This is a genomic window from Sporosarcina sp. Y352 (assembly GCF_056786535.1).
Genome location: NZ_JBXCJE010000006.1, coordinates 183,155 through 209,308, shown reverse-complemented (window position 1 = coordinate 209,308; position 26,154 = coordinate 183,155). Strand labels below are relative to the sequence as shown.

At 39.0% G+C, this 26,154-nt stretch carries 25 protein-coding genes, 2 pseudogenes and 1 riboswitch; of the genes and pseudogenes, 21 read left to right on the top strand and 6 right to left on the bottom strand.

What is annotated here, in order from left to right:
* Nucleotides 1–20 precede the first annotated feature (20 nt).
* Both AC1TO6_RS12745 and AC1TO6_RS12740 read left to right on the top strand, forming a co-directional pair.
* Complete coding sequence (locus tag AC1TO6_RS12745; protein ID WP_482101978.1) at nt 21–1,478, top strand: NCS1 family transporter; 1,458 nt, start codon at nt 21–23, stop codon at nt 1,476–1,478.
* A gap of 18 nt (nt 1,479–1,496) precedes the next feature.
* The gene (locus AC1TO6_RS12740; protein WP_482101977.1) at nt 1,497–1,706 is read left to right on the top strand and encodes a hypothetical protein; all 210 of its coding nucleotides are present in this window, start codon (nt 1,497–1,499) and stop codon (nt 1,704–1,706) included.
* 388 nt (nt 1,707–2,094) lie between these two features.
* On the opposite strand, the gene AC1TO6_RS12735 is transcribed toward AC1TO6_RS12740, so the two are convergent.
* Nucleotides 2,095–2,727, bottom strand: a complete 633-nt coding sequence (locus AC1TO6_RS12735; protein ID WP_482101976.1) for a hypothetical protein — start codon at nt 2,725–2,727, stop codon at nt 2,095–2,097.
* A 184-nt stretch (nt 2,728–2,911) separates the two neighbouring features.
* Here AC1TO6_RS12735 and AC1TO6_RS12730 point away from each other — a divergent pair, with 184 nt between their 5' ends.
* Nucleotides 2,912–4,342 carry a DEAD/DEAH box helicase gene (locus AC1TO6_RS12730; RefSeq protein ID WP_482101975.1) on the top strand — a complete coding sequence of 477 codons (1,431 nt, stop codon included), beginning with the start codon at nt 2,912–2,914 and terminating at the stop codon, nt 4,340–4,342.
* Nucleotides 4,343–4,609: 267 nt separating this feature from the next.
* Here AC1TO6_RS12730 and AC1TO6_RS12725 read toward each other — a convergent pair whose 3' ends face one another.
* The 3 genes from AC1TO6_RS12725 to phaQ form a co-directional block, all read right to left on the bottom strand.
* Entirely contained in the window at nt 4,610–5,014 is a 405-nt protein-coding gene (locus AC1TO6_RS12725; RefSeq protein ID WP_482101974.1) for a MaoC family dehydratase, read from the bottom strand.
* 60 nt (nt 5,015–5,074) lie between these two features.
* Nucleotides 5,075–5,617 (bottom strand): hypothetical protein, encoded by a 543-nt coding sequence (locus AC1TO6_RS12720; RefSeq protein WP_482101973.1) that lies wholly within the window; start codon nt 5,615–5,617, stop codon nt 5,075–5,077.
* 82 nt (nt 5,618–5,699) lie between these two features.
* Entirely contained in the window at nt 5,700–6,110 is a 411-nt protein-coding gene (gene phaQ / locus AC1TO6_RS12715; RefSeq protein ID WP_482101972.1) for a poly-beta-hydroxybutyrate-responsive repressor, read from the bottom strand.
* A gap of 745 nt (nt 6,111–6,855) precedes the next feature.
* Between phaQ and AC1TO6_RS12710 the strand changes: the two genes are divergently transcribed.
* From AC1TO6_RS12710 to metH, 5 genes are all read left to right on the top strand, one after another.
* Nucleotides 6,856–7,296 carry a polyhydroxyalkanoate biosynthesis repressor PhaR gene (locus AC1TO6_RS12710; RefSeq protein WP_482101971.1) on the top strand — a complete coding sequence of 147 codons (441 nt, stop codon included), beginning with the start codon at nt 6,856–6,858 and terminating at the stop codon, nt 7,294–7,296.
* A gap of 58 nt (nt 7,297–7,354) precedes the next feature.
* On the top strand, nt 7,355–8,137 hold the full coding sequence (gene fabG / locus AC1TO6_RS12705) for a 3-oxoacyl-[acyl-carrier-protein] reductase (protein ID WP_482101970.1): 783 nt from the start codon (nt 7,355–7,357) through the stop codon (nt 8,135–8,137).
* Between the two features lie 82 nt (nt 8,138–8,219).
* Nucleotides 8,220–9,311: a class III poly(R)-hydroxyalkanoic acid synthase subunit PhaC gene (gene phaC / locus AC1TO6_RS12700; protein ID WP_482101969.1), complete on the top strand. Its 1,092-nt coding sequence runs from the start codon at nt 8,220–8,222 to the stop codon at nt 9,309–9,311.
* A gap of 178 nt (nt 9,312–9,489) precedes the next feature.
* A riboswitch (SAM riboswitch) is annotated at nt 9,490–9,597 on the top strand.
* 72 nt (nt 9,598–9,669) lie between these two features.
* The gene (locus AC1TO6_RS12695; RefSeq protein ID WP_482101968.1) at nt 9,670–11,517 is read left to right on the top strand and encodes a bifunctional homocysteine S-methyltransferase/methylenetetrahydrofolate reductase; all 1,848 of its coding nucleotides are present in this window, start codon (nt 9,670–9,672) and stop codon (nt 11,515–11,517) included.
* A complete protein-coding gene (gene metH, locus AC1TO6_RS12690) occupies nt 11,510–14,947 on the top strand; it encodes a methionine synthase (protein WP_482101967.1) in 3,438 nt (1,145 codons plus the stop codon). The genes AC1TO6_RS12695 and metH overlap by 8 nt, the downstream gene beginning before the upstream one ends.
* Before the next feature lie 542 nt (nt 14,948–15,489).
* Here metH and AC1TO6_RS12685 read toward each other — a convergent pair.
* On the bottom strand, nt 15,490–15,711 hold the full coding sequence (locus AC1TO6_RS12685) for a small, acid-soluble spore protein tlp (RefSeq protein WP_482101966.1): 222 nt from the start codon (nt 15,709–15,711) through the stop codon (nt 15,490–15,492).
* A gap of 369 nt (nt 15,712–16,080) precedes the next feature.
* On the opposite strand from AC1TO6_RS12685, the gene yhfH reads away from it, so the two are divergent.
* On the top strand, nt 16,081–16,200 hold the full coding sequence (yhfH, locus tag AC1TO6_RS12680; protein WP_482101965.1) for a protein YhfH: 120 nt from the start codon (nt 16,081–16,083) through the stop codon (nt 16,198–16,200).
* A gap of 147 nt (nt 16,201–16,347) precedes the next feature.
* Here yhfH and AC1TO6_RS12675 read toward each other — a convergent pair whose 3' ends face one another.
* Nucleotides 16,348–17,007 carry a ribonuclease H family protein gene (locus tag AC1TO6_RS12675; RefSeq protein ID WP_482101964.1) on the bottom strand — a complete coding sequence of 220 codons (660 nt, stop codon included), beginning with the start codon at nt 17,005–17,007 and terminating at the stop codon, nt 16,348–16,350.
* Between the two features lie 531 nt (nt 17,008–17,538).
* On the opposite strand from AC1TO6_RS12675, the gene AC1TO6_RS12670 reads away from it, so the two are divergent.
* The 12 genes and pseudogenes from AC1TO6_RS12670 to AC1TO6_RS12615 all read left to right on the top strand — a co-directional run bounded on the left by AC1TO6_RS12670 (nt 17,539) and on the right by AC1TO6_RS12615 (nt 26,141).
* Nucleotides 17,539–18,309, top strand: a complete 771-nt coding sequence (locus AC1TO6_RS12670; RefSeq protein ID WP_482101963.1) for a formate/nitrite transporter family protein — start codon at nt 17,539–17,541, stop codon at nt 18,307–18,309.
* Nucleotides 18,310–18,514: 205 nt separating this feature from the next.
* The gene (locus AC1TO6_RS12665) at nt 18,515–18,730 is read left to right on the top strand and encodes a hypothetical protein (RefSeq protein WP_482101962.1); all 216 of its coding nucleotides are present in this window, start codon (nt 18,515–18,517) and stop codon (nt 18,728–18,730) included.
* A 267-nt stretch (nt 18,731–18,997) separates the two neighbouring features.
* Nucleotides 18,998–19,432 carry a YugN family protein gene (locus tag AC1TO6_RS12660; RefSeq protein WP_482101961.1) on the top strand — a complete coding sequence of 145 codons (435 nt, stop codon included), beginning with the start codon at nt 18,998–19,000 and terminating at the stop codon, nt 19,430–19,432.
* A 472-nt stretch (nt 19,433–19,904) separates the two neighbouring features.
* Complete coding sequence (gene paaA, locus AC1TO6_RS12655; protein WP_482101960.1) at nt 19,905–20,852, top strand: 1,2-phenylacetyl-CoA epoxidase subunit PaaA; 948 nt, start codon at nt 19,905–19,907, stop codon at nt 20,850–20,852.
* 17 nt (nt 20,853–20,869) lie between these two features.
* A pseudogene (locus AC1TO6_RS12650) lies at nt 20,870–20,968 on the top strand (1,2-phenylacetyl-CoA epoxidase subunit PaaB); the annotation flags it as partial.
* A 17-nt stretch (nt 20,969–20,985) separates the two neighbouring features.
* Entirely contained in the window at nt 20,986–21,486 is a 501-nt protein-coding gene (gene paaD, locus AC1TO6_RS12645; RefSeq protein WP_482101959.1) for a 1,2-phenylacetyl-CoA epoxidase subunit PaaD, read from the top strand.
* 16 nt (nt 21,487–21,502) lie between these two features.
* A pseudogene (locus AC1TO6_RS12640) lies at nt 21,503–21,803 on the top strand (EthD family reductase).
* Nucleotides 21,803–22,255 carry an enoyl-CoA hydratase/isomerase family protein gene (locus AC1TO6_RS12635; RefSeq protein WP_482101958.1) on the top strand — a complete coding sequence of 151 codons (453 nt, stop codon included), beginning with the start codon at nt 21,803–21,805 and terminating at the stop codon, nt 22,253–22,255. Before AC1TO6_RS12640 ends, AC1TO6_RS12635 begins: the two are co-directional and overlap by 1 nt.
* A complete protein-coding gene (locus tag AC1TO6_RS12630; RefSeq protein WP_482102025.1) occupies nt 22,240–22,590 on the top strand; it encodes an enoyl-CoA hydratase-related protein in 351 nt (116 codons plus the stop codon). The genes AC1TO6_RS12635 and AC1TO6_RS12630 overlap by 16 nt, the downstream gene beginning before the upstream one ends.
* A gap of 51 nt (nt 22,591–22,641) precedes the next feature.
* Nucleotides 22,642–24,120, top strand: a complete 1,479-nt coding sequence (locus AC1TO6_RS12625) for an aldehyde dehydrogenase family protein (RefSeq protein WP_482102024.1) — start codon at nt 22,642–22,644, stop codon at nt 24,118–24,120.
* A 437-nt stretch (nt 24,121–24,557) separates the two neighbouring features.
* Nucleotides 24,558–24,953 carry a thioesterase family protein gene (locus AC1TO6_RS12620; protein ID WP_482101957.1) on the top strand — a complete coding sequence of 132 codons (396 nt, stop codon included), beginning with the start codon at nt 24,558–24,560 and terminating at the stop codon, nt 24,951–24,953.
* A 42-nt stretch (nt 24,954–24,995) separates the two neighbouring features.
* Nucleotides 24,996–26,141, top strand: coding sequence for a Leu/Phe/Val dehydrogenase (locus AC1TO6_RS12615; RefSeq protein ID WP_482102023.1), 1,146 nt, complete (start codon nt 24,996–24,998; stop codon nt 26,139–26,141).
* Nucleotides 26,142–26,154 lie beyond the last annotated feature (13 nt).

Below are 26,154 nucleotides of genomic sequence, written 5' to 3'. Positions count from 1 at the left end.
AATATAAGGGAGAGGCATGAATGGCGAATGGTGGGAATTATTTAAAATCACCAGATTTACTTCCAGTGACACATCAAAAAAGAAATATCGGGACGTTTGGTTTTTCAGTGATTTGGGTGGGAATGGCCATCGTTTTAGCCGCCTTTGCAATTGGCGGAACAGGTATAATGAGTTTGTCATTGCCGATGGTAATTTTAGCGACAATGATAGGTTCCGTATTAATCGGCGTATTTATGACGTTAATTGGTGATATTGGTATTGAACATGGCTTGTCCTTCCCGGTTTATATGCGTGCCCCATTCGGTACAATTGGCACGCATTTACCATCGCTCGTTCGTGGGGTGACGGCTGCTTGTTGGTTCGGGATTAACACCTATTTTGGCGCAATGGCCATCAATGGGATTTTGAATTTATTATTCGGCTTTAATAATTGGTTTTTATGTTTCCTTGTTTTTGCGGCATTACAGTTATTTAACACATCGCTCGGCATTAAATCCATTGAGCGCTTTGCGGATTTTGCGGCGCCGATTATTATTTTAATATCGTGCTGGATGTACATTACGCTTGCCGATCACGCAACGGCTTCAGGGAAAGACGTGTGGACTTGGGTGGAATCGCCGACGACAGGGATGGCAGCTTTTACAGCATTCATGGTCTTGATTATGGCGAACATGGGATTCTGGGCAACGTTAGCAGCTGATATGCCATCACTATCACGTTTCTTTAAAGCGCCAAAAAATGAACGCAATTGGTTCAAGCGCAATAAAACACAGTTAGTAGGCTCTTTAATCGTAATGCCGATTACGAATACATTTATCGTAGCCATTGGTGCAGTGTGTTATATGGCCGTGGCATCTGCTGATCCGATAAATGCCTTGCAGCAAAGTGCAAGTGGATTTGTGTTAGGAATTTTATTGCTGATGATTGTGTTAGCGCAATGGTCGACAAATACATCTGCAAACGTTATTCCTGCGGCAACGATTTTCTCGAACATTGGTGGACCAAAAGTGCCGTTCTGGGTCGGGGTTATTGTCACAGGGGTTATTGGGACTTTGGCACAACCTTGGAGCTTATTTGACGTCTTAGTGAATGCGCTATTAATCATTGGCGGTATTTTAACAGCAATAGTGGGGATATTATTTGCCGATTATTATTTAATCCGTAAACGTCGTGTGAACGTAAAAGATCTGTACGAGTTAGACGGTCAATATAAATATATGAATGGCTTTAACTTAGCGGGGTTAATCGCTTGGGTGATTGGTGGTGTCATAGCGAATATGTTCCTAACGTATTCTTCTTTAGTGGGCTTTATCGTGGGGGCACTTGTGTATTATGTCTTGGCGAAATATTGGTGGTTCAAAAAGTACCCGCAAGCCGAACTAGACGATCCTAGTGACGCCAAGTATTTAGGTATTACAGTTGGTCGCGATTGGGACGATATCGCCGTGCAAGAAATTGAAGAAAAAGGTGCTAAATAAAAAAAGTGAGGTATGTGTATGTCGGATTATTTACTAAGCGTGGATGAAATGAAACAAGTAGATGACTATTTAGATAAGGGCTATAAAGTTCATTATGTGTCTGAGAATTTAAGCGGTATGTTTGTCGAGTTTGAACGGCTGGAAGAAGAAGAAGTCTGTTTGCAGATTCTTACCGCCGAAGCGCGTAAATATCTTGCCTCAAAGCTGCAAGAACAAACGCTGTTGTAAGAAGGTATGTCAATTTAATATGAAGTGGCGAAAACTCTATTCTATTACATACTAGAATAGAGTTTTAATGTTGTGCTTTTACCTTCATTAGCAAAGTGTTGGATTCTGATTTGGTGAAGTTGAACAATTGCAGTGAATAGTACTTGTGAAATCTTAAGAACTATTAATTTCCCTATATAAAAAACTGAAAAGATAATGATATACTCTTCATATAATAGAATCCAATTCTAGTTCGGACTATTATACAGGAACCTGGATTATGCTGATTGAAAAACATGCTTTTAGCTAATTTTGTTGTGACGATGCAATTCAGGAAGAGGAAGTTTACCAAAAATTTTTGTTGAATTCCTTTTTTTTGCAAGACATTTCATACACATAGCAGTCGTATTCATTCATCCTTTTCCTTCTTCTTTAAATCTTGAATTTCCTTTAGAATAGCTTGTTCCGCCTCTTTTCCATTATCAAAGGTTCCCTGTCTAATTTTCATTTCTATTTGATATTGCTCTTCTACATCACTTGTCGCGGGAATAAACGGTTCATCATTGTAGTCGGTACGTTTACCATACCGCAGCATTTCATAAATGATCATTCCGTTATTGGGCTTCCCATTTACGGTTATCATAGGAATAATGTCGAAAAGTAAATAATAGAAGGCATAGAAAACAAACCGATCCCAAAAAGTTTTGTATTCTTGAAGCATTCCGTTAGCTAGAAGAGCATTGATAGTGACAGCAAGTACGAGATTGAATATAATCGGACTTGCGTAAATACATATATATGCAAATTTACTATTCTTTTTTAACGAGTCGTAGGAAAACCAACTATACACATGATAATATTTGCGTACGTCGAAAACGCTTAACTTGAAAATCCGAGGGCCAGATCCAATCGTCAGTCTTGGGTTCTTAACCCTGAAAATAGCGCTAACGATAAGGTAACCGAGTTCCCTTAAAAATATAACAACCGGTAAGATTATAAATCCTGATATAATTAAGGATACTAAATCTGCAAGTCCAAACATATTTCTATTTCCCTCCTATTAAACAAACCACATCTTGTAAAATACCCATTGAAGAGGAAATCGAATCCTTTATCTAGGGAATTCGAATTTAGCTACATCATTTCGTGAAGTGGTCCGTGGAAATCAGTGGATAAGGACAAACTAATAATTAGGTTAAGTCAAATCATAAAAAGAGGTTATTAACATGAATGAAATTAGTTTTGAAGATTTTAACTTAAGTGATGAAATAAAAAGAGCACTGATTCTATTAAAATACGAAGCCCCCACAAAGGTTCAAAGTGAAGTGATACCAAAAGCATTGAAAAGTCAGGATCTCGTTGTGAAGTCTCAAACGGGTAGTGGCAAGACAGCTTCTTTTGGAATTCCACTTTGTGAAATGATTGAATGGGAAGGAGAAAACCCGCAGGCATTAGTTCTGACACCTACTCGCGAACTTGCTGTTCAAGTTCGCGAGGATTTAGCAGATATCGGACGATTTAAAAGAATTAAATCTTTGGCAGTTTACGGCAAAGATTCATTTACAATACAGGCTGAAGAGCTAGAACAAAAAACACATATCGTCGTCGGTACACCTGGGCGTGTGTTGGATCATATTAATAGAGACACATTAATCTTAAATGATTTAAACTATCTCATTATAGACGAAGCCGATGAGATGCTTTCCATGGGTTTTATCAAATTGGTAGAAACCATATTGAATAGGCTCCCTTCAAATAGAGTAACGATGGTGTTTTCCGCTACATTGCCTAAGGGTGTTGAAAATCTTTGCCATAAATATATGGAAAATCCTAAAACCATTCAAATTGCTTCTGCAGGAACGACAACTAGCACGATTGAACATCATGTTATAGAAGTGAAAGAAGCGGGGAAAATAGCATTGCTTAAAAACGTTACACTTGTTGAAAATCCTGCTAGCTGTATAATCTTTTGCAAAACTAAAAAACATGTCGATGCGGTGTTTGCAGAACTAGAGAAATCCAACTATTCTTGTGAAAAAATACATGGTGGAGTTGTACAAGAAAATCGATTTTCAGTGATGGAAGGCTTCAAAATGGGGAATTTCCGTTATCTTGTGGCGACTGACGTAGCTGCAAGGGGAATCGATGTAGATAATATAACACTTGTGATCAACTACGATGTCCCTTTGGAAAAAGAGAGCTATGTTCACCGAACAGGCAGAACCGGTCGTGCGGGTAAGAAAGGTAAAGCGATTACCTTTGCAACTCCTAATGAAGGTAAACTCCTAACAGTAATTGAACAATATATTGGCTTTGAGATACCACGAATGTTAGTTCCGAAACAACGTGAAGTAGCACCAAGAAAAAATGCTTTATCGTCGAATCACGCAAATCAAAAAACGGTACCAAAAAACAAAAGCATCACGAAACTTCATTTTAGCGGTGGAAAAAAGAAGAAACTTCGAGCTGTGGATTTCGTAGGAACGATCGCGAAAATACCTGGAGTAACAGCGGATGATATTGGTATTATCAGCATTCAGGATAGTTTGACGTATGTCGATATTCATAATGGAAAAGGCTCAATTGTCTTGTTGGCAATGGAAGAGTTAACTATCAAAGGGAAGAAGCTTAAAGTGAGTAAGGCGAATAATACTTGAAGGTCATGGGGAAAAGTATGGAAATTATAGGGCTAATCAAAATGTAGTTAACTAGTGGACACTAAACAATCTTCCAAATACATGCAGCAAAACGCGCTTACCTAATAAAAATAGAACGTAAAACATACTTAGGCAGTATGTTTTACGTTCTACTATCTCTTAGTATTGCTTCGAACCAATAGCTTCAAGTCGAAAAAGTGAGGGAGATTGAACTGCCAGGACGCCATGTTCCTTGAATGGCGTCCTTTTGTTCGACAAAATAGCATATCACTTCATAACGATGGCTTCACCATCAATGACAATTTCATCATGTTGGTTTTTTACAATTGTACGAAGTCTGATAATATTTTTTGAATCTCTCTTCTCTAACACTTCAACTTCCGCATTGACAGTATCACCAATTTTAACGGGAGCTTTGAATTGAAGATTTTGTGATAAGTAAATGGTGTCTGGACCCGGTAATTTCATCGCTAGCACAGATGAAATAAATCCAGCCGTTAAAATGCCGTGTGCGATGCGTTCTTTGAAGACTGTCTTTTTCGCATATTCATCGTCAATATGCAAAGGATTGAAGTCTCCTGTAATTCCGGCAAATTGGTAAATATCAGATTCAGAAATGGTTTTGGAGAAGTTTGCCTTATCACCGATTTTTAATTCATCATATGTTGGCATTACCTAACTCCTCCTAGTAAACCTGAATTTCAGTTACAAGTAGTTCACTTGTTTGGATGATTAAATAGATGGTAGAAGTCCTTTTTGCGATTCTTTTATTTGCTCAGTTAATTTCTCAACTGTTTTCAATGCTTCAGAACGCACTTGTTGTTGTTGCTTCAATGCTTCTTTCACATTAGATTCCAACTGGTCTTGAGATTTCGAAACAAAGTCCAACATGATCTTGCTAGGGTTCCAAGAAAGAGCTTGAACCGAATTGTTAATCTCCTCAATTTGGTTTATCCAAGTGGAAACAGGTGACCCGACTTGATTTATCTCAATCGTTTTTAAAGTATTTTGCAAACTTTCTTTTACTTCTGCAGTTATCTTATTAGCCTCTTCTTCTAGCTTGCTCAGTGTTCCGCGTGTAGAATTTAACACTTCTTTTTGACTATCGATTGCCTGTAATGACTTTTCATCAATTTCAGTTTGGAATCCTTGAAGTGTTTTAAAACTATTCAACCAGCCATTCCAGATAGAATCGATAGCATTAGGTGATTGTACCTCGTTAAGTGAATCTACCGCAACAAGTGAATTTTGAGCTTCTGTTAATTTCTTCGTCATAAATAATTCCCCCTTTTTAGTATAAACGTGAAACATAGAACCCTATATGGTTGCATGCAACGAATGTGCATTGGACCCTCTTTTAATTCTCCTTATCTGTGTCTTTCGAAGGCGACATGAAAGGAGTGAAAAATGGATTGTATAAAGTGAAAAACTGATCTAGCATTTTTTGGTAATGCCCAAGCGAACCTGCCCAAACCTCTAAATATTGCTCACCGGCTGCTGTAATCGAATAAATACGTTTTGCTGGTCCACCGGATGTCGTATCCCAAACTGATGTGACCATCTCATCTTTTTCAAGTTGTCGTAGAATCCGATAAAGGTTCCCTTGATCGACTGAATCGAACCCGAATTGCGTAATCTTTTGCATCAATTCATAGCCATGTGAATTCCAATCGCGTAGATGTAATAGCATGATTGGAATTAGGAAGTTTTTTGGAGTTCCTAAATTGGTAGTTTTGTCATTCTTGGATGTCCCCTGATTTGAATCCACCGTTTATCACCTCCAATCACAGTAAATGTCTATAGATGTAATTTACACCTATATGTTTATTTTGTCAAACATGAATATTGGAAAAATATAAAATCGAGTACGTAAAGAATGTTACATCTGTTGAATTAAACGTTTACTAATATAAAACGTTGGTGAGTAGGGATTGAAGAATGCAATTTCCACTGTACTATTTCCGGCCCGCTTTCGGCGAATTAATCACGACACTTTAACGGAGGGATAAGTCTGTTGTAATTAATCGTCTGTCGCATTCCTCCAATATTCTAGTGAAAATACAGTTGCTCTGAAAGAAACAAGTAGATTAGCTTCTATATAGAGCGGAAGTGCTCGAAAATAATTTAGAAGTCGTTAAGTCCAAAGTGATCCAAAAAAGCTTATACACGTAGTGCCCAGTGTATGATTAAGATATTCACTGGTTATTTCTGGTTTATTGTATAGAAGTAAAAAAATCTCAACTAAATTATTGTCTTACGCATATGTATGAGCCAACACTCATACATTGGTAAAGTCGTCAAGAAGTGAAACGGAGCTTAACTTTCATTTTGTAAGAACGTGATAAAACCCTATCTTATCGCGTTATATGTCGAATTGTGTTGAATAACCGAGTAGAAGTGAGAATAGATAGCCCTTTCTGATTATTCATTTAAAAATCGTCAATCAGTATAATTATGTACAGGGGGTCAGTTGGTACTTGCTGAGCTTATTACTTAAAAGGAGATGAAGTTTATTGTCACAAACATTGCCACTAGATCCGTTTAAAATGTGGAAAAACATTTACGAACAAACAGAGGCGAACTGGAACGAAGCAATCCAAGAATCGTTGAAGAAGGAATCTTTCTCTGAAGGAATGGGAGAGACCCTAAACTACTACCTGCAATTTCAGGAGTATTCAAATGAGGCGACTGAGTCTTATTTGAAACAAATGAATATGCCTACGCGAGCAGAACTTGCGGATGTTGCATCTCTCGTCATTAATTTAGAAGGCAAAGTTGACAATCTTGAAGATAAATTCGAAGAAGAATTAGGTAAATTAGATGCGACAAAAGAAATTAGTCAGTTAAGAAGGTCTGTCCTAAACTTGGAGAGAAAACTGGATAAAGTTCTTGAGGTGCTTGAAGGTATAGAGAAAGAAAAAACGGTGGTCGCACCGAAAGAGTTGAAAAAGTAATAGTAGATTTGTTCAATTTAAGGGGTAAAAAATAGAGTGATGGGAAGTGTGTGGGAATATGACTATACAAATAAACGAAGTAACTGAAAAAAGTACGATTGGCAAACCACTTGCGGGGAAAGTGGTAGTAGTAACTGGGGGTTCACGCGGAATTGGTGCTACAATCGCTAAAGTATTAGCTGAAAATGGTGCATCTGTTGCGATTAATTACCAATCTAGAATTGATAGTGCAGAAGCAGTTGTAAAGGAAATTGAAGAACAAGGTGGAATTTCTTGTGCAATTCAGTCTGACGTATCTAAAGCGGACGATGTAAAGAATTTCATGGCTGAAGTTATCAATCGTTTTGGGAAGATTGACATTCTCGTGAATAATGCAGGTATTACAAGAGACCGTACATTCCGTAAACTTTCTAATGAGGAATGGAATGAGGTAATCAATGTCAATCTAAACAGTGTTTTCTATACAACATCGGAAGTAATTAATCATATGCTGGAGCAAAAGTCTGGACGAATCATTAACATAAGCTCAATCATCGGACAGGCTGGCGGATTCGGTCAATCAAACTATGCGGCATCAAAAGCGGGATTGATTGGTTTAACGAAATCACTGGCATTAGAAACAGCTAGAAGTGGAATTACTGTCAATGCTGTTTGTCCTGGATTTATCGAAACGGAAATGGTTGGAGAAATGCCTGAAAATGTAAAAGAGGGTATTATTGCAAAAATTCCAATGCAACGTTTGGGCCAAACGGAAGAAATTGCAGAAGCTGTATTGTTCCTTACACAGGCTAAGTATATTACGGGGCAAACAATCAATGTGAATGGCGGATTATACATGTAATAACCTACCATTTTTTACTTGTGGAAAGGGTCTTCTGCAAGGAAGCCCTTATAAATGATTGAATTTTGATAGGAGGAAAAAAATGGGTTATTCTAGTATAAAAGATGCTGACAAATGGATGGATACAATGCCTGATGATTTGAAGGTAGGTTTTGAACGAATTCAACGGATGACGTCGGTACTGACAAATGAGCCTGAACCAAAAGTCGGTCAAACACCTAAAGAAGTTATCTGGACAAAGAATAAAGCGAAACTATATCGCTATCAATCAACAGTCAAGAAAACGAATAGCGTCCCTATATTAATGGTTTATGCATTGATCAATAAACCTTATATATTGGATTTAACACCTGGCAATAGTCTAATCGAACATCTTACAAACAAAGGCCACGACGTTTATTTACTGGATTGGGGTACTGCGGGTTATGAAGATCGATATATGAAATTAGATGATTATATCTTAGATTATATTCCGCGCGCTGTTAAGAAAGTATTGAAAACGTCGGATGCCAAGGAAATCAGTTTGCTTGGTTATTGTATGGGTGGGACGATGACTTCTATTTTTACGGCACTACATCCTACACTGCCAATTCGTAATTTAATCTTCATGACGAGCCCATTTGATTTTTCGGATGCAGGTTTATATACGAGCTGGTTAGACAAACGTCATTTTAACTTGAATAAACTAGTTGACACACTTGGTTTGATTCCTCATGATATGATTGATTTTGGCAACAAGCTGTTAAATCCGATAGCCAATTTTTATGGTCCTTATATCAGTCTGGCGGATCGCGCGGATAATGAGGAATTCGTTAACAATTGGAAGTTGATGCAGAAATGGCTGAATGACGGAATTCCGTTTCCAGGTGAAGCCTATAGGCAATGGATTGGTGAGTTTTATCAAGAGAATAAATTAATTAATGATGAACTCTATATTAGAGGACAGAAAGTGGAGTTAAGCAAGATTACGGCAAATGTATTAAATATTGCCGGAAAGCATGATGTCATCGCTTCTCCTAACCAAGTAGAACCACTAAACGCTAAAATCTCAAGTAGAGATAAGACTTTCCATCTGACGGATACTGGTCATGTCTCAGTGGTTGCTGGTAGAAGAGCCATTAACAATACGTTTCCGTTGATTGAAGAATGGTTAACAAAACACTCTATACAATAATATAATACGAGTAAAAGCTGCTAACATGATTATATTATTGTGTTAGCAGCTTTTATTTTTTCGAAATCTGAAAAATAAAAATAATAAGGAAAAGAATATTCGCATTTTACGAAAAAGTCCTTGACTGATACGAGTTATAACGATAGGATAATCATAGTTAGTAAAACTGAATATTAAATTCTTATCGAGAGAAGTCGAGGGACTGGCCCAATGACGCTTCAGCAACCAGCCATAATATGGTCAGGTGCTAATTCCAGCAGGAGAGAAATGTCCTGAGAGATGAAGAAGAACGAATTTTAAATCGTTAAGTCTTCTTTTCATGGAAGGCTTTTTTTGTATTAAAGGGGGATTGGGTGGAATGGGCTTACTGGAAGAACTGCAGACAAAGATATTAATTGCGGATGGGGCTATGGGGACGCTGCTCTATTCATATGGGATTGAGTACTGTAACGAAGAACTGAATCTACAGAAACCGGAGATTGTGGAGAAAATTCACTTAGATTATATTACGGCTGGGTCAGATATTATTCAGACCAACACATATGGAGCCAATCTTCTTAAGCTGGAGCGTTATGGTTTAGAAAATCAAGTAAAAGAAATTAATGAAGCAGCAATTCAAATTGCAAAAAGAGCTGCTGCACCAGGCGGACAGTTTGTACTTGGTACGATAGGCGGTATCCGTGGGATTCGTAAAAGTGATGCGACGGTTGAAGAAATAATAAAAATGATTGATCAGCAAGCCAATCACTTATTGGCAGGGGATCCGGACGGTTTACTCCTAGAAACCTATTATGATTTTGAAGAACTTGTTGCTACTGTAAAGCATTTACGCAAACTAACAAATACGCCAATTATTGCCCAAGTATCAATGCATGATCCAGGCATTTTGCAAAATGGAATGCAACTTAACGAAGCGTTTCATCAGCTTGAAGCACTGGGTGCGGACATAGTAGGAGTCAATTGCCGATTGGGGCCACATCATACGATTCAAGCTTTCGAACAAGTAACACTTCCTGAAAAAGCATTTCTTTCCGCTTCTCCAAACGCAAGTTTAATGGATGTTGAGGATGGACGGATTGTCTACGAATCAGAAGCTGATTATTTCGGGAGAGCTGCATTGCGACTCCGGGAAGAGGGCGTGCGCTTAATTGGTGGATGCTGTGGAACGACGACAAAGCACATTGAGGCTGCGAAAAAATACATTGGAAATCTAGCGCCCATCTCGGAAAAAATAGTGACTCCAAGAAAGCCGATTGTAATTCGAGAGGCAGAACCGCAAAAAACAAAGCCACTTCATGTCAAGGTAATGACAGAACGAACAATTATTGTGGAGTTGGATACGCCACGTCATTTAGATATAACTGGATTCATTGAAGGTGCTAAGGCGTTAAACGAAGCAGGCATAGACTCTCTCACTATGGCTGATAATTCATTAGCCTCTCCGCGCATTAGCAATTTGGCGATGGGTTCGATGTTAAAACTTGAGCATAAGATTAATCCTCTTGTACATATCACATGTCGGGACCGCAATCTAATCGGTCTCCAATCACACTTAATGGGGTTAGATGCACTTGGGTTGCATGAAGTCCTAGCAATAACCGGTGATCCTACGAAAGTGGGCGATTTCCCAGGGGCTTCAAGTGTATACGATGTGTCTAGTATGGAATTCATTCAACTGATTAAACAGTTGAATGAGGGCATTTCATTCTCTGGTAAACCTCTCCGCAAGAAAGCGAATTTCTCTGTAGCTGCAGCATTTAATCCGAATGTACGTGTACTGGATCGTGCAGTAAAACGCTTAGAGAAGAAGATTGAAGCGGGTGCAGATTATTTCATCTCGCAACCCGTATTCACAAAAGAAAAAATCCGAGAAATTCACGAGCAGACAAAGCATTTACCTACACCTATTTTCATCGGTATTATGCCACTCACTAGCATCAGAAGTTCAGAGTTTTTGCATAACGAAGTACCCGGAATCAAGCTCTCAGAAGATGCACTTGAAAGAATGCGTGCGTGTGGAGATGACAAAAACAGAGCGACTGCAGAAGGTATTCAAATAGCGAAGGAACTCATAGATACAGCGGCAGAATTATTTAATGGAATTTACATTATCACGCCTTTCCTCAGATATGATACGTCACTTGAATTGATTCATTATATTAAAGAAATAGATGCACAGAAAGAGAGAGATCACAGTTATGTCTAAGAGTTTACTTGAGAAAGAACTTCAAAAAAGGATATTAATTATTGATGGTGCAATGGGAACGATGATTCAAAATGCGGACCTTTCTCCGGAAGAATTCGGCGGGGAAGAATATGATGGATGTAATGAATATTTAAATATCGTAAATCCAGAAGTTATTGAAAACATACACCGTGGATATTTAGAAGCAGGTGCTGATATTATTTCTACGAATACGTTTGGTGGCACGCCAGTTGTATTGAATGATTATAATTTAGGAGACCAAGCGCATGAGATTAACTATCGTGCAGCCCAATTTGCAAAAAAATGTACTGCAGAATTCTCGACAAATGAATGGCCTCGATTTGTAGCAGGAGCAATTGGACCGACGACAAAAACACTTTCTGTAACAGGTGGCATTACATTTGATGAGCTGAAACATGACTTTTATATCCAAGCGAAGGCATTGATTGATGGTGGAAGTGACTTGATATTGCTAGAAACAAGTCAAGATATGCTGAACGTAAAGGCTGCTACACTTGGTATTAAAGAGGCGTTTGAAGTGACTGGAATAGAACTTCCCATCATGATTTCAGGAACAATTGAACCAATGGGTACGACGCTAGCCGGACAAAGCATAGAAGCTTTCTATATTTCCATTGAGCATGTGAAACCACTTTCTGTAGGCTTAAACTGTGCAACGGGTCCTGAATTCATGCGAGATCATATCCGTTCACTATCAGAGATATCTGACGGCTATGTCAGTTGTTATCCCAATGCAGGATTACCCGATGAAGAAGGACATTACCATGAGTCACCAGAATCACTATCTCAAAAGCTAAGAGGCTTTGCAGAAAAGGGTTGGTTAAACTTGGTAGGTGGATGTTGTGGAACGACTCCAGCTCACATTAAAGCTTTGCGAGAAGCTGTAAAAGATTTGGCTCCACGTAAACCGGTGGATGAAAGTCATGGTCACGTTATATCTGGAATTGAGCCGCTACAATATGATGAATCGATGCGTCCTTTATTAATCGGAGAACGTACAAATGTCATTGGTTCCCGGAAATTTAAACGGCTTATTATAGAAGGAAAGTTTGAAGAAGCATCTGAAATTGCACGCGCTCAAGTGAAAAGTGGGGCACATGTCATTGACATTTGTCTTGCGAACCCGGATCGCGATGAGTTGGAGGACATGGCACAATTCATGAAGGAAGTTGTGAAAAAAGTGAAAGTGCCTCTCGTTATTGACTCAACTGACGAAAAGGTTATTGAAGAAGCGTTAAAGTATTCACAAGGTAAAACAATTATTAATTCCATCAATTTAGAAGATGGGGAAGAACGATTTGATGCCGTGATGCCTCTTGTGAAAAAGTATGGTGCAGCTGTAGTAGTAGGGACGATCGATGAAATTGGAATGGGTGTTACACGCGAACGAAAGCTTGCAATCGCAGAGCGTTCATATGATTTACTTGTGAATAAATGGGGGTTAGCGCCGGAAGATATCATTTTCGATCCGCTCGTATTCCCAGTAGGAACAGGCGATCAACAATATATTGGTGCTGCAGTAGAGTCAATAGAAGGTATTCGATTGATAAAAGAAAAAATGCCCAGATGTTTAACGACACTAGGTGTAAGTAATGTATCATTTGGACTTCCGCCGGTTGGACGTGAAGTATTGAATGCCGTTTACTTATACCACTGTACACAAGCAGGTCTTGATTACGCGATTGTGAATACTGAGAAACTAGAACGTTTTGCTTCTATTCCTGAACAGGAAATTGCTATGGCGAACGAGCTTTTATTCACAACAACGGATCAAACTCTCGCTGATTTCACAGATTTTTACCGTGGTAAGAAAAAAGAAAAAACAGAAGATGATATTCCTAAAACGGTTCCTGATCGTCTTGCTTATTATATTATTGAAGGAACAAAAGAAGGGCTTATTCCTGACTTGGAAGCGGCGCTTCAAATGTATGATACCCCGCTTGATATTATCAACGGACCACTGATGAAAGGGATGGCTGAGGTAGGTCGGTTGTTCAATGAAAATAAACTCATTGTTGCTGAAGTACTCCAAAGTGCAGGCGTTATGAAAGCGTCAGTAGGCTACTTAGAAGGTTTCATGGAGAAAAAAGAAGATGATTCTGGTAAGGGGAAAATCGTACTTGCCACTGTCAAAGGCGACGTTCATGATATTGGGAAAAACTTGGTTGAGATCATACTGAGTAACAACGGCTACAAAGTGATTGATGTCGGTATTAAGGTGACACCTGCTACACTGATTGAAGTCATTCGTAAAGAAAAGCCCGATATGATAGGTTTGTCTGGGTTACTCGTTAAATCCGCTCATCAAATGGTTATTACAGCGCAAGATTTCAAAGAAGCGGGTATCGATGTACCGATACTTGTAGGTGGAGCAGCGCTGTCTCGTCGTTTCACGGAAACGAAGATTTCAGCTGAATATGATGGGCCAGTGTTATATGCAAAAGATGCGATGCAAGGACTTGACCTAGCCAATCGATTACAAAATAAGGAAGATAAAGAGCTTTTGTTAGAGGAACTTGTTATTTCAGCAGAGAAGCGTATTATATCAGAGGCAACTCGTGCATCTAAACAGGCAGTTGCTGTTTTGGAGAGGCCTGTGAAAACGGTTCGAGAAGATGTACAAGTTTACATACCGAAAGATCTTCGTCGTCATGTGATGAAAGATTATTCAGTTGCTCACCTTCATCCTTATGTAAATATGCGCACATTGATTGGCCATCATTTGGGTCTAAAAGGATATAATGATAAATTAATCGAACGGGGAGATGAGCGTGCAAGTGGGCTCCATGAACTAGTAACTGGTTACTTACGATCGGATCTATTAAAACCCCGGGGCATATATCAATTCTTCCCTGCGCAATCAGATGGAGATGATGTAATTATTTATGATCCTGCAGACGCTAAAACAGAGATCGAACGTTTTACTTTCCCGCGCCAATCTGTAGAACCTTTTCTATGTCTAGCTGATTACTTAAGAACAGTGGAAAGTGGAGAAATGGACTATGTTGCGTTCATGCAAGTTACTGCAGGTCATGGCGTGCGTGCGGAAGCAGCTAGACTAAAAGAACAAGGAAAGTTCTTAGAAAGCCATGCATTCCAGGCGACTGCCCTTGAACTAGCTGAAGGGTATGCTGAACGGATTCACCAAGAAATTAGAGATCAGTGGGGTTTCTCAGATCCAACGGACTTTACAATGAGAGATCGTTTCGCTGCCAAATACCAAGGGCAACGATTCTCCTTCGGTTATCCAGCCTGTCCAAATCTAGATGATCAAGCTAAGTTATTTGGTTTGATAAAACCCGAGGATATTGGCGTAGAACTAACAGAAGAATTCATGATGGAACCGGAAGCTTCGGTTTCAGCAATGGTATTCGCTCATCCAGATGCTAGATATTTTGTAGTTAATTAATCAGAAATAAAAATACACCACTTTCAGATTTCCATTCTGAAAGTGTTGTATTTTTTGGAAATGGGGCGAATATTGACTGAAAGAATAGTCACAAGCTGGTATTTTAAGCTTACTAGAATGTGAATGGACTACTTCAAACAAAACTCACCCTGTTAAAACAAAAATGGGATAACACGACGGGGAAAACTCTATCGTTGGTCGTTGGAATTATATTTCCTCTATTGTTGCCTATCGTTTACGGAATACGAAGGAAGAGTTTTAAGAAAGAACTTAATAAATAACAGTACATAAAATGATCATATTTGTAGCTGAAGCAGCAACGTCTTGGGTATTGTTCTGCACTATTGCTTCTACTTTCTTGTACTTGTTTGAAGACAAAAGCGTTTAAACAAATGAATTACAGATGACTGATTGAAAATCGAAATGACGTCGGGTATATATTGAAAAAACGAGTCCATTCAATAATGAAATAATTGAATGGACTCGTTTTTTTCTGATTTTCAATACCTCTAATCTCATTTGAAAAGCAATCACCTGTGCTGTTATAGATAACCGTTAATTCGTGATTTGTCTTCTTCAATTACTTCATTTTGTAAATCTACAATGCTTTCTTTGCGTCGTGCATTTTTTTCCTGGATTGTAGCGAGTTCTTTCCCCTCGGCGAATTCCATAGCAGCTTCTGCAGCTTCTAGGTTACTGATTGTTTTCTTTAACCTGTCTTCATTGTCGGCTGAATCGTTCGGTTTGGGATTGACTTTGGACAATCGACTTCCTCCTTCTTTATAGAAACCTTCATGAGATAGCGTTCCCAAATCGACAAAAACTATTTGTAGAATTTAGTTGTCTCTTTATTTTGAAAATGTGTGTGAAAGGGAGGAGAGGTGATTTTTTTCATGGCGAATAGAAGTAAAACGATTGAAAGGAGAAACAAACTAGATAGTTAACGGAAGAGTTATTTATTAAGTCCTAAAAACAATCTCTGTTCGTCGCCGTATATTGCTCTTCATCCACTAATATGACGTTTTGTCGGAAAGTGAAGACAAAAATAAACCTCTGTTATATAGTAGTTATTAAGAATACTAACTGTTTCACAACAAGGTTAGTACAACAATAAAAAATGGAGGAGATCTATTATGGAGAAAATCAAAAATAATACTGAAAAGCAGTGTACAGAATGTGGAAATGAAATCGTTGAGAAGCATGAATCGGTACTTTATGAATGTGAGCGATGCATCGGCAAGCATGAACATTAACTAAACACTCTATTTCCAGGAAATGTGGAAATAGAGTGTTTTTTTGACTTCAAATGAATGAATCTGTGTTAGGGATTAGTGTACTGAATTTATGAAAAACCGATTGCTAATCTAAGATTTTTGTTAAGTCAATTACCGAAAATAGACCTATCCTGTAACCTCACTTGTCGCTGTAATAGAGACTCCATTTAGCGCCTGTGTCGCCAGTCGATCGGCTTCTGAATTCAGTTTTCGTTGCACCAGTTCGTACTCTGGCTGGATACCGAGGTCTTTCATCTTCTGTTCAATTCGGTCCGCCCAGCCTGACAGAACTTTTTCGAGTGCCGGCCATTCTCCAGTCAGTTGGTTGATGACTACTTGTGAATCTCCGATGAACCGAACCGGTAGATGATGGACATTTAACAGTTCAAGCTCTTGCAGGCATAAGTGGAGTGCGGCATATTCTGCTTCGTTATTCGACATAAGTTCGGCGGAAGGAGCATTACGACGGAGCCTGTATGATTTTCCACTTTGTTCATAATAAATGACACAGCCCATACCTGAACTGCTCGTTGTCCGATCGAAGCCTCCATCGAAATAGACCTTAACGTTATGGGGTTCAGTTTCGATTCCTTTCAAATAGCCCTTCATCTCTTTCACCGTCCACATGCTGTCAAATCGGTCAATGAATGCTATGCTTTTAGCTCGCCCAATTCGCTCAAGGTCTTCTGCAAAAAGTAGTGCTTGTGCTGCCGGCATTTCTTCAGAACGAAAGATTGTTTCTGCGCCTTTTGGTGTTCTGTAAATCCATTCGATTAAAATATTCATGGTCATTCCTCCTGTCTCAGTCAGTCTATATATGTATTTCTTAAATACAATAAAAGTCTACCCCATGCAGGTGATATTTATGGGTTTTATCACGAATCTAATCTTAACTTTTGAGCCAACAATTTAATGGGATTACAAAAGAGTAGTATTTGACATTTATCCTAACACATGGCATGAAATACTCCTTAAAAGATAGACATAATCCATTTGTCCTTATTATACGAATGAAAGACACTGGTATACAATAAGAGTGGGAACTGTATTCATTATGTTATTAATAAAGGACCATACAGGGAGCACAATTCCTTGTGGAAGAGTCAATGATGAAAGAAAAGGCTTTCACAGTTGTAGCGAGTGATATTAAGTATTCGAGAGGTGGAAAATTGAGGAATGTGAATACAATCGTAGTTGATTAGGGGACTAGTTAGATAGCAATTTATTCACGACAGGCAATGTGAGCTACAAAATCAAGTCCTAGGAGATTGTTAGATATCCATCGTTTGGGGTTAGGATATACGGGAGGGAATAGAAATGAAATCAACAATCGCTGTTTTAGGTGATACAGCCGTTTCAAAAGTAAGTCAATTACATACTAGTAAAAGTAGATACTTAACTATGACAATGTTGGCTGGAGTATTTGTTGGGTTTGGAATCATTTTGATTTTTACAATCGGGGGATTACTAGCGCCAGTAGATTTTCCAGGAACGAAAATTATTATGGGAGTTTCATTTGGAATCGCATTAAGCTTGGTTTTAATGGCGGGAGCCGACCTGTTTACAAGTAATAACATGATTATGACCATTGGCACTTTGACCAAAAAAACGACTTGGACTGAAACAATACAAGTTTGGACATTTAGTTATGTAGGCAACTTCGCAGGGTCGATTCTCATTGCAGCACTTTTTTTCTTTTCGGGCTTGGCCACCGGTAGTACAGCCGACTTTATTAATATGGCAGCAAGTGACAAAATGAGTCTACCTTTCATGGAATTACTCGTTCGCGGCATTCTTTGTAATATACTTGTCTGTTTAGCTGTGTGGTGCGCATTTAAATTAAAAGAAGAAACCGCAAAATTGATAGTCATTTTTTGGTGCTTATTCGCTTTTATCACTTCAGGTTTCGAACATAGTGTAGCAAACATGACCTTGCTATCTATTTCGTTGATGATACCTCATCCTGAAACGGTAACATTGGCAGGGTTGGCAGCAAACTTAGTACCCGTGTCAATAGGAAATATAATCGGTGGAGCTTTGTTCATAGGAGCCGCATACTGGTACGGGAATTCGAAGGATAGTGTTTAATATAGAAAATGCGTGCACGTTTGAACGATTGGCAAATATCTTTACAGTCGATTTTTGAAAAAATCCTTTGAAAGCATAACAATATTATTTCCTTTCCATTCGAATAGGTATATGTGGGTGTTGAAAGTGGGAGAATGAATATCAAATATGAATGAAAGGGTTCCAGTACATGTTCAAGGAGATGGGGTTACAGGAGATGACTAACATGAAAGAATTTAAAGTGACTTACTTTTTTTGTGAAGAGCATTACATCAGAAGATTTATCCATATGGAGTCCCAAGAAAAAGCAGAAAAATTAATTCAAAGCGAACGAGATCAATATATTACATTCCAAGATAGTAGAGGAATATATCATGAGTTAAATACGACAGATGTTAGAGTTATTCAACTGGCTGAGTATCACAGGACCGAAAAGAACTAAATAGAATAGACTGCATGTAGAACACTTAACACAGAAGTACTATTCAGATTTCCTAATTGAGCAATGCCTTTCCCAATGAAGAATAGGGGAGAGACATTGCTCTTTAAATGAATTAATTGACTAGAATCATTCTTATCGGTAAAAATCAAAATAAGCATTTAGAAAGAATTGAAAGGCATCCAAATGTTTACATTGTAGCCATTAACGTATTTTTCCTTCATATCATGTGAATGCTGTTACAAGAACGAAGTAGAAGGAGGAAAAAATATGTTGAAATTACAAACTGAGCTTGAAGGGCAAAGTGCCTCTTTTGGGCTTGTAAACGAATGTGTACGGGAGCTTGGTTACCATTTGGGCGGGAACTGGGATTACCATAAAGGCAGTTTTGACTACATTTTATGTAGCGAAGGCGGTGAAACCATCTATATCCGAATTCCATTTGTTGTCACGCAAGGAGAACTTGATCAATTCGATGCTTCTATCAAGTTCGAAACACCTTACGTAATCAAACATGTCGTCCATGTCGGTCTAGATAGCGATGGAAGTTCATTACTAGATGCTACTGGGTTTAGTCAATTTCAGGAACCGATTGATAAAGACGGGAAAATCATAAATAAAAACAGATGGATTCATGCAGGCGAAGTAGCTGTGAGTGACCTGTTAAATTGTCTGTATGAACAGGAGCACCTCAAGTCTAGTTAATGGTAGCTGTAATTTCATCCTTTGGCAATCTGCACTACGCAGATAATAACTAGATTCTATTTTTAGGATTATATGCACGATATCTTAAATTCACAATAAGAAGAGTTGTCTTTAGTCGAAAGAAGACTTAAAGACAGCTCTTTTTATTGTCCTGACTAAATGTATGCATAGCCACTGTGATTAAATTGGTGTCTGAATGTTTACAACGTTCAGAAATTAATATTGACTTATGAACTGAAGGCTATTAATCTATATTTATTACTCTAAGGCAGAGTGTCGTTTGAAATCAGTTTCATTATAGAATTGATAAAAATTTAAGCGGTAGATAGTGATTTTGTGGAAATTCAATGTAGGAAATGTATGCGGATATAAAGGGCCTTTATGTGATTAGACATAACGGGCACGAATATATACGTTACTGTTTTGTTATATAAAGTGACTAAAACACATACCTTACAGGAGGGGGTTAGAGATGATGGAAATGTATAGTTTGGAAGAAAAACATGCCCATTTCATGCGAAGAATTGAAGCAGGAGATAAAATCGAAGCAGACGATTGGATGCCCGAAGAATATCGTGAAACATTGATTAAATTGATATCGATGCATGGAATGAGCGAAATTATGGGGGCTCTCCCTGAGAAAGAATGGGTACCAAAAGCTCCGTCCCTATCACGAAAATTAGGCATTATGGCAAAGGTGCAGGACGAAATGGGACATGGTCAGTTGCTTCTCCGAGTTACAGAAGACTTACTCAAGCCATATGACAAGAATCGTGGAGATTTAATGCAGGATTTATTCAATGGAGATTTGAAATTCCATAATGTATTTCACATGAAAACAACTACATGGGCAGATGCCGGAATTATCGGTTGGCTTGTTGACGGAGCAGCAATCATTACTCAAACAAATATGCTTGGCGCTTCTTATGGACCTTATGGTAGAGCATTACAGCGTATTTGCGCAGAGGAAGTGTTTCACGCACAGCATGGTGAATCGATTATTATGGCACTTGCGGAAGGTACAGATTATCAGAAAGCTATAATTCAGGATTCACTCAATTATTGGTGGGAATCGCTGTTAATGTTCTTTGGACCCGCGAGCAAAGAAACAACGGGTTCATCTAAACAAGACTTGACTATAAAATATAAAATTCGGACGAAAACTAATGAGGAGTTTAGGCAAAAATTTTTTGATAAATATATCCCTCGAATTTTATCCCTCGGTTTGATAATTCCGGATGAGTCAATACACTACGATGCAAAAAGTAAAATATGGACGTATAAACAACCGGACTGGAATGAATTCAAGAAAATCATTCGAAATGAAGGCCCTCGGTCAAAGGAACGTCTGAATTTACGCCGTACTTCTTATGAAAATAATGCATGGGTGCGTGATGCATTAAGTGCAGTCGTTGAATAATGGAAGGAGTCAGTAAAATGAATGATGAAAAAACGTTTTATCAAGAATATGAAGTTTTTAGCATGCGAACACCGAACTCAGCATTTCATTACCAATTTAGTTTACTGGCTCCAAATAGAAAGAGGTGAATAGTATGACTGCTTCTATTAATCTTTCAACCCAACAAGTTTTTGAAGTACTAATGAATGTTAAAGACCCGGAAATTGATTCAGTGAGTATTATTGATCTTGGTATGGTAAGTGAAGTCACTATCGAAGGGGAAAACGTCAGAATCATTCTATTACCGACTTTTTTAGGATGTCCAGCGTTAGAATTCATTAAGACAAATACGGTAAATGCTGTAAAGGAACTGCCGGGAGCGGAGAGTGTTGAAGTTGAATTCGTTTTTCATCCACCGTGGACTTCAGACCGCATAACGGAACAAGGACATGTGAATTTGCGGAAGTTTGGAATCGCCCCTCCGCCCCTCTATATCGAGGAAGACGGTTCATGGCATGTGAATTGCGCATATTGTGGTTCTGAATACGTAACGATGGAAAACATCTTTGGACCGACAGCCTGCAGAAGTATATTGTACTGCAAAAGCTGTAAAAACGTATTTGAGGCAATGAAACCGGTATCTACATTAATGTAAAATGAGGAGAAGAAAAATGGCTAAGCTAATCTCATTATACAATCACCCTGAAAACAAAGAGGCTTTTGATGAACATTATTTCAATGCACTCACTGCTAACGGTAAAAATTTCTGGACTACGTGAAATGAAAGTTACAAAAATAATGGGAATACCAAAGGGAGGAGAATATAAATACTACCTCACTTGTGAAATGATGTATGACGATTTTGAAGCATTACAACAAGGATGACGCTCTCCAGAAGGGAAAGCATTTGGCAAAGACTTTATGGGAGTCGCGGGAGATCTAGTCACATTAATGATTGGTGAAGGTGCGTAATGAACAGTTTTGAATTCAATGAATCCACATTAACGGGAAGTATTGTGGTGGTTGAATTAAATCGCCCGCGCCAGTTAAATTCATTGAATCGAAAAATGGTTAATGAGCTAGTGATTGCTTGGGAAGAGTTTGACCGAAATGATAAAGTCCGCGTCATCGTGTTGATTGGAAAAGGACGCGCATTTTCAGCTGGAGCTGACATTGATAAAATGGCGAATGATAATTCAATCAGTCTTTACCTGATGAATCAATTTGCTGATTGGGACCGCTTAGCTCTTATTAAAAAGCCGATTGTCGGTGTAGTTAAAGGGTTTGTTTTTGGTGTAGGGTTCGAGCTTGCCCTTTGTTGTGACCTATTAATCTCAGCCAGTGCACAGAATTTACATTTCCCGAAGTTGGCCATGACGTCATGCCTCGTTCCGGATTCTGGTAATCTATATTACCTAACCTAACCCAGCTCGTTAGACTTGCTAAAGCAACTGAATTTGCGATTCTAGGAATAAAGATAACAGCACCTAAGGTAGTTGAAATGGGTCTTGCAAGCAAACATATACCGGAGAGCACATTGAACAAAGATGTTACTAAGTTTGCTGTTCTACTTGCAACTATGTCTACAAAAGCGATTGGCTTGATTAAACGTTTATTGAAAGCAGCGCGTGAATTATCTTTTGAGGATTTTCTTGGGCATGAAGCGCAAGGGGAGCGATTAGCTGGATTAACGAATGATCACCATGAAGGTGTCACGGCATTTATGGGAAAACGTAAACCTGTTTTCACAGGACAATAGGAGGAAAAACCATTGACGACAAATCAAGAAGGGACATTAGACCCAGAATCAATGAAACGTGACTTTTACAAACTTTTCATTAACGGTGAACAAGTCGAAAGTAGCAATGGCGAACGCACAAAAATTTACAATCCTGCGACGGGTGAACTTCTTGCGGAAGTAGCAAAAGCAACACAAGAAGATGCTGAAAGAGCTGTTCAAGCTGCCAGAGATTCATTTGATAATGGGAAATGGAAAATAACGCCTGCAGGACGTCGTGCACGTGTACTCAACAAAATTGCAGCAATTATGGGCTCACGCTTTAATGAGCTGGTGGAACTTGAAATTTTGAATACAGGTAAATCACTCGCAGCTGCTAAAGGCCAGATATCACAAGCAATTGAAGACTTTGAATTTTACGCGGGCGCAATTGTTGGCCACGGTGGATCTGTAAACAATGTACCTGGTCAATTCCATAACTACACAGAAAAAGAACCACTAGGTGTATGTGCGCAGATTATTCCGTGGAACTATCCACTAATGATGGCTGCTTGGAAAATTGCTCCGGCGATTGCAGCAGGTTGCTCGGTTGTTATTAAACCGGCGTCACTAACGCCGCTTACAGCTATTATTCTTGGGGAAATTTGTTTCGAAGCAGGCGTTCCAGCCGGCGTTGTTAACATTTTACCAGGCTCTGGTTCTGAAATTGGTAACTACTTGGTAGAACATGATTTAGTGAATAAAGTTGCGTTCACGGGTTCTACACCAATCGGAAAAGACATTATGGCAAGAGCAGCAGGAACTGTAAAACGCGTAACACTAGAACTTGGTGGGAAATCTCCAAGCCTTGTTTTTGAAGATGCAGACATTGAGGCGGCCGTTGATGGTTCACTCTATGGTGCATTCAATAACACAGGTCAATCTTGTGATGCACGTACGCGTATCTATATTCATGAAAATGTGTACGATGAGTTCGTTGAGAAGTTTATTGCTAAAACAGAAAAACTAGCAATTGGAGATCCATTTGATAAAGGAACACATATGGGTGCGGTTATCGATCAAGGACAGTTGGACACAGTGAAAATGTATGTTCAATCTGCGATTGATGAAGGTGCGGAAATCCTTACTGGTGGGAAAGAATTGAAACCAGAAGGCTTTGAAAACGGGTATTGGTATGCGCCGACAATTATTGGAAACGTAACACAAGAAATGAAGGTTGTGCGTGAAGAAGTCTTCGGACCAGTTGTTGTAGTATCGAAGTTTAAAACCGAAAAAGAGGCAATTGCATTAGCGAATGACTCGGAATTTGGTCTAGCTTCTTCAATCTGGTCAACAAATAATGCAACAACAACACGTGTCGCGAACCAAATTCAAGCAGGAATCGTTATGATTAATACACCATTCTCTGCATTCCCAGGTACACCATTCGGTGGCTATAAACAATCCGGATTTGGCCGTGAACTATCAGTCGGATCGCTTGATCTTTACACTGAAACAAAAAGCATCATGTCGTACTTCGGCAGCCGTCCAGTAAATCCATTCGGACTATAATTGAAAAGCGTAAGGCGCAGTTTAGCCACGACGGGCATAAGTCAAAAGGAAGGCAGCCTAAGATCGCGACGTCCTGTCGCAACGACTGCATACCTGCCTCCTTGCAGGCACGGCGTGGCGCACTTTGCCACATAGCTTGATTGCTTATGACCCGAGCGGTTTCCAGTTTTGTCTCTGTAACTTTTCTAACTAAAAATCTTATGAATCGCTAACCAATAGAAGTAGCTCTACTAAAATCTTGAATTATGAATAAGAAAATTCGAGTATTGTATTTTCTATTTCCGTAGACTCCATATAACTGACTACATTATTTCAAATTTATTTTTTGTAAGCGCTTTCAATTTGGTTTCGGATAGGATAAAGAATGTATCTACTTTTTACTGGTTTTCGGTATTAATTTGAGTTGTTCAGACTATAACGTTAGTAGGGGATAGAAGATGAAGCAAGGTTTGAAAGTAGGTAGAGAAGAATCGATTGAGATTACTGTAACGGAAGATATGTTTGCTTCATTTGAAGGTCAAGTTGTACATCCTGTCTATTCAACGGTAGCGATGACATATCATATGGAGTGGGTTTCGCGGAAAATAATTCTTCCATTTTTGGAAGACAATGAAGAGGGAATGGGTGCATCTATTCAGTTGAAACATCTTGCTGCATCTCCGCTTGGATCTGTCATTACAATAACTGCAGTTTTAGTCAATCTTCATGCCAATAGGGTTGTAACCAGTGTAACAGTAGAAAACAATTTAGGTGTAATTGGAAAAGGTGAAGTGATGCAAGTCATTTTGCCTAAGGAAAAGATTGCTGAGAAACTGAAAGAGGCGTCATCCTAATAGAGATACTGTATGTCCAATCCTAAGGGGGAAATTTGAGTGATGCTAGCTGATAGAACTTCAATTACTAAGGAATTTGAACTTTTCGATCGAATGAGTGAGCATGAACAAGTCGTTTTTTGCAATGATCCTTCAACAGGTCTACGTGCAATTATTGCGATCCATGATACAACTCTAGGACCCGCACTCGGTGGATGTCGCATGCAACCTTATGGCAGCATGGAAGAAGCTTTGGAGGATGTTCTCCGCCTATCTAAAGGTATGACGTATAAATGCGCAGCTGCAGATGTCGATTTCGGGGGTGGGAAAGCCGTTATTATTGGCGATCCCACAACGGACAAATCACCGGAATTATTCCGCGTATTCGGCCAGTTTGTGAATTCTCTAGGTGGCCGTTTTTATACGGGAACGGATATGGGAACGACGATGGATGATTTCATTCATGCCAAGAAAGAAACGAATTTCGTTAACGGTCTCCCTAAGGAATATGGAGGCGGTGGCGATTCATCTATACCCACGGCGGAGGGTGTTTTGTACGGAATAAAAGCTACCAATCAGATGCTCAATGGTCATGATGAATTAGGTCAACAGATATATGCAGTTCAAGGTCTAGGAAAGGTTGGTTTCAAGGTTGCAAGTGGATTACTCGAAGCAGGTGCTCACATTTATGTAACCGATATTAATAAAGAGAATGTAAGGGCAATTGAAAAAGTGGCCGTACAAACAACAGGTAAAGTACAATTCGTTGCTAACGAAGATATTTATTCACAGGAAGCAGATATATTTGTTCCGTGTGCATTTGGAGGAATTATTAACGACGCTACAATTCCTCAGTTCAAAGTAAAAGCAATCGTCGGATCGGCTAATAATCAGCTGCTAGATAATAGACATGGAAAAATGTTGCGAGATAAAGGCATTGTATATGCACCGGATTATATCGTCAATTCGGGTGGACTCATCCAGGTGGCAGATGAATTGTATGGTATTAATCATGAACGGGTGCTTGCCAAAACAAAACAGATCTACGATGCGATTTTGGAAGTATACAAGGAAGCTGCTAACACTGGGGAAACAACAGAGGAATCGGCAAATGCAATGTGTGAGAAAAGAATTGCATATAGAGGAAAACGAAATAGCTTTTACACTGCACCAGCAAAACCAAAGTGGTCGATTCGAAATCTATCATGACGGGGGCAAGTTA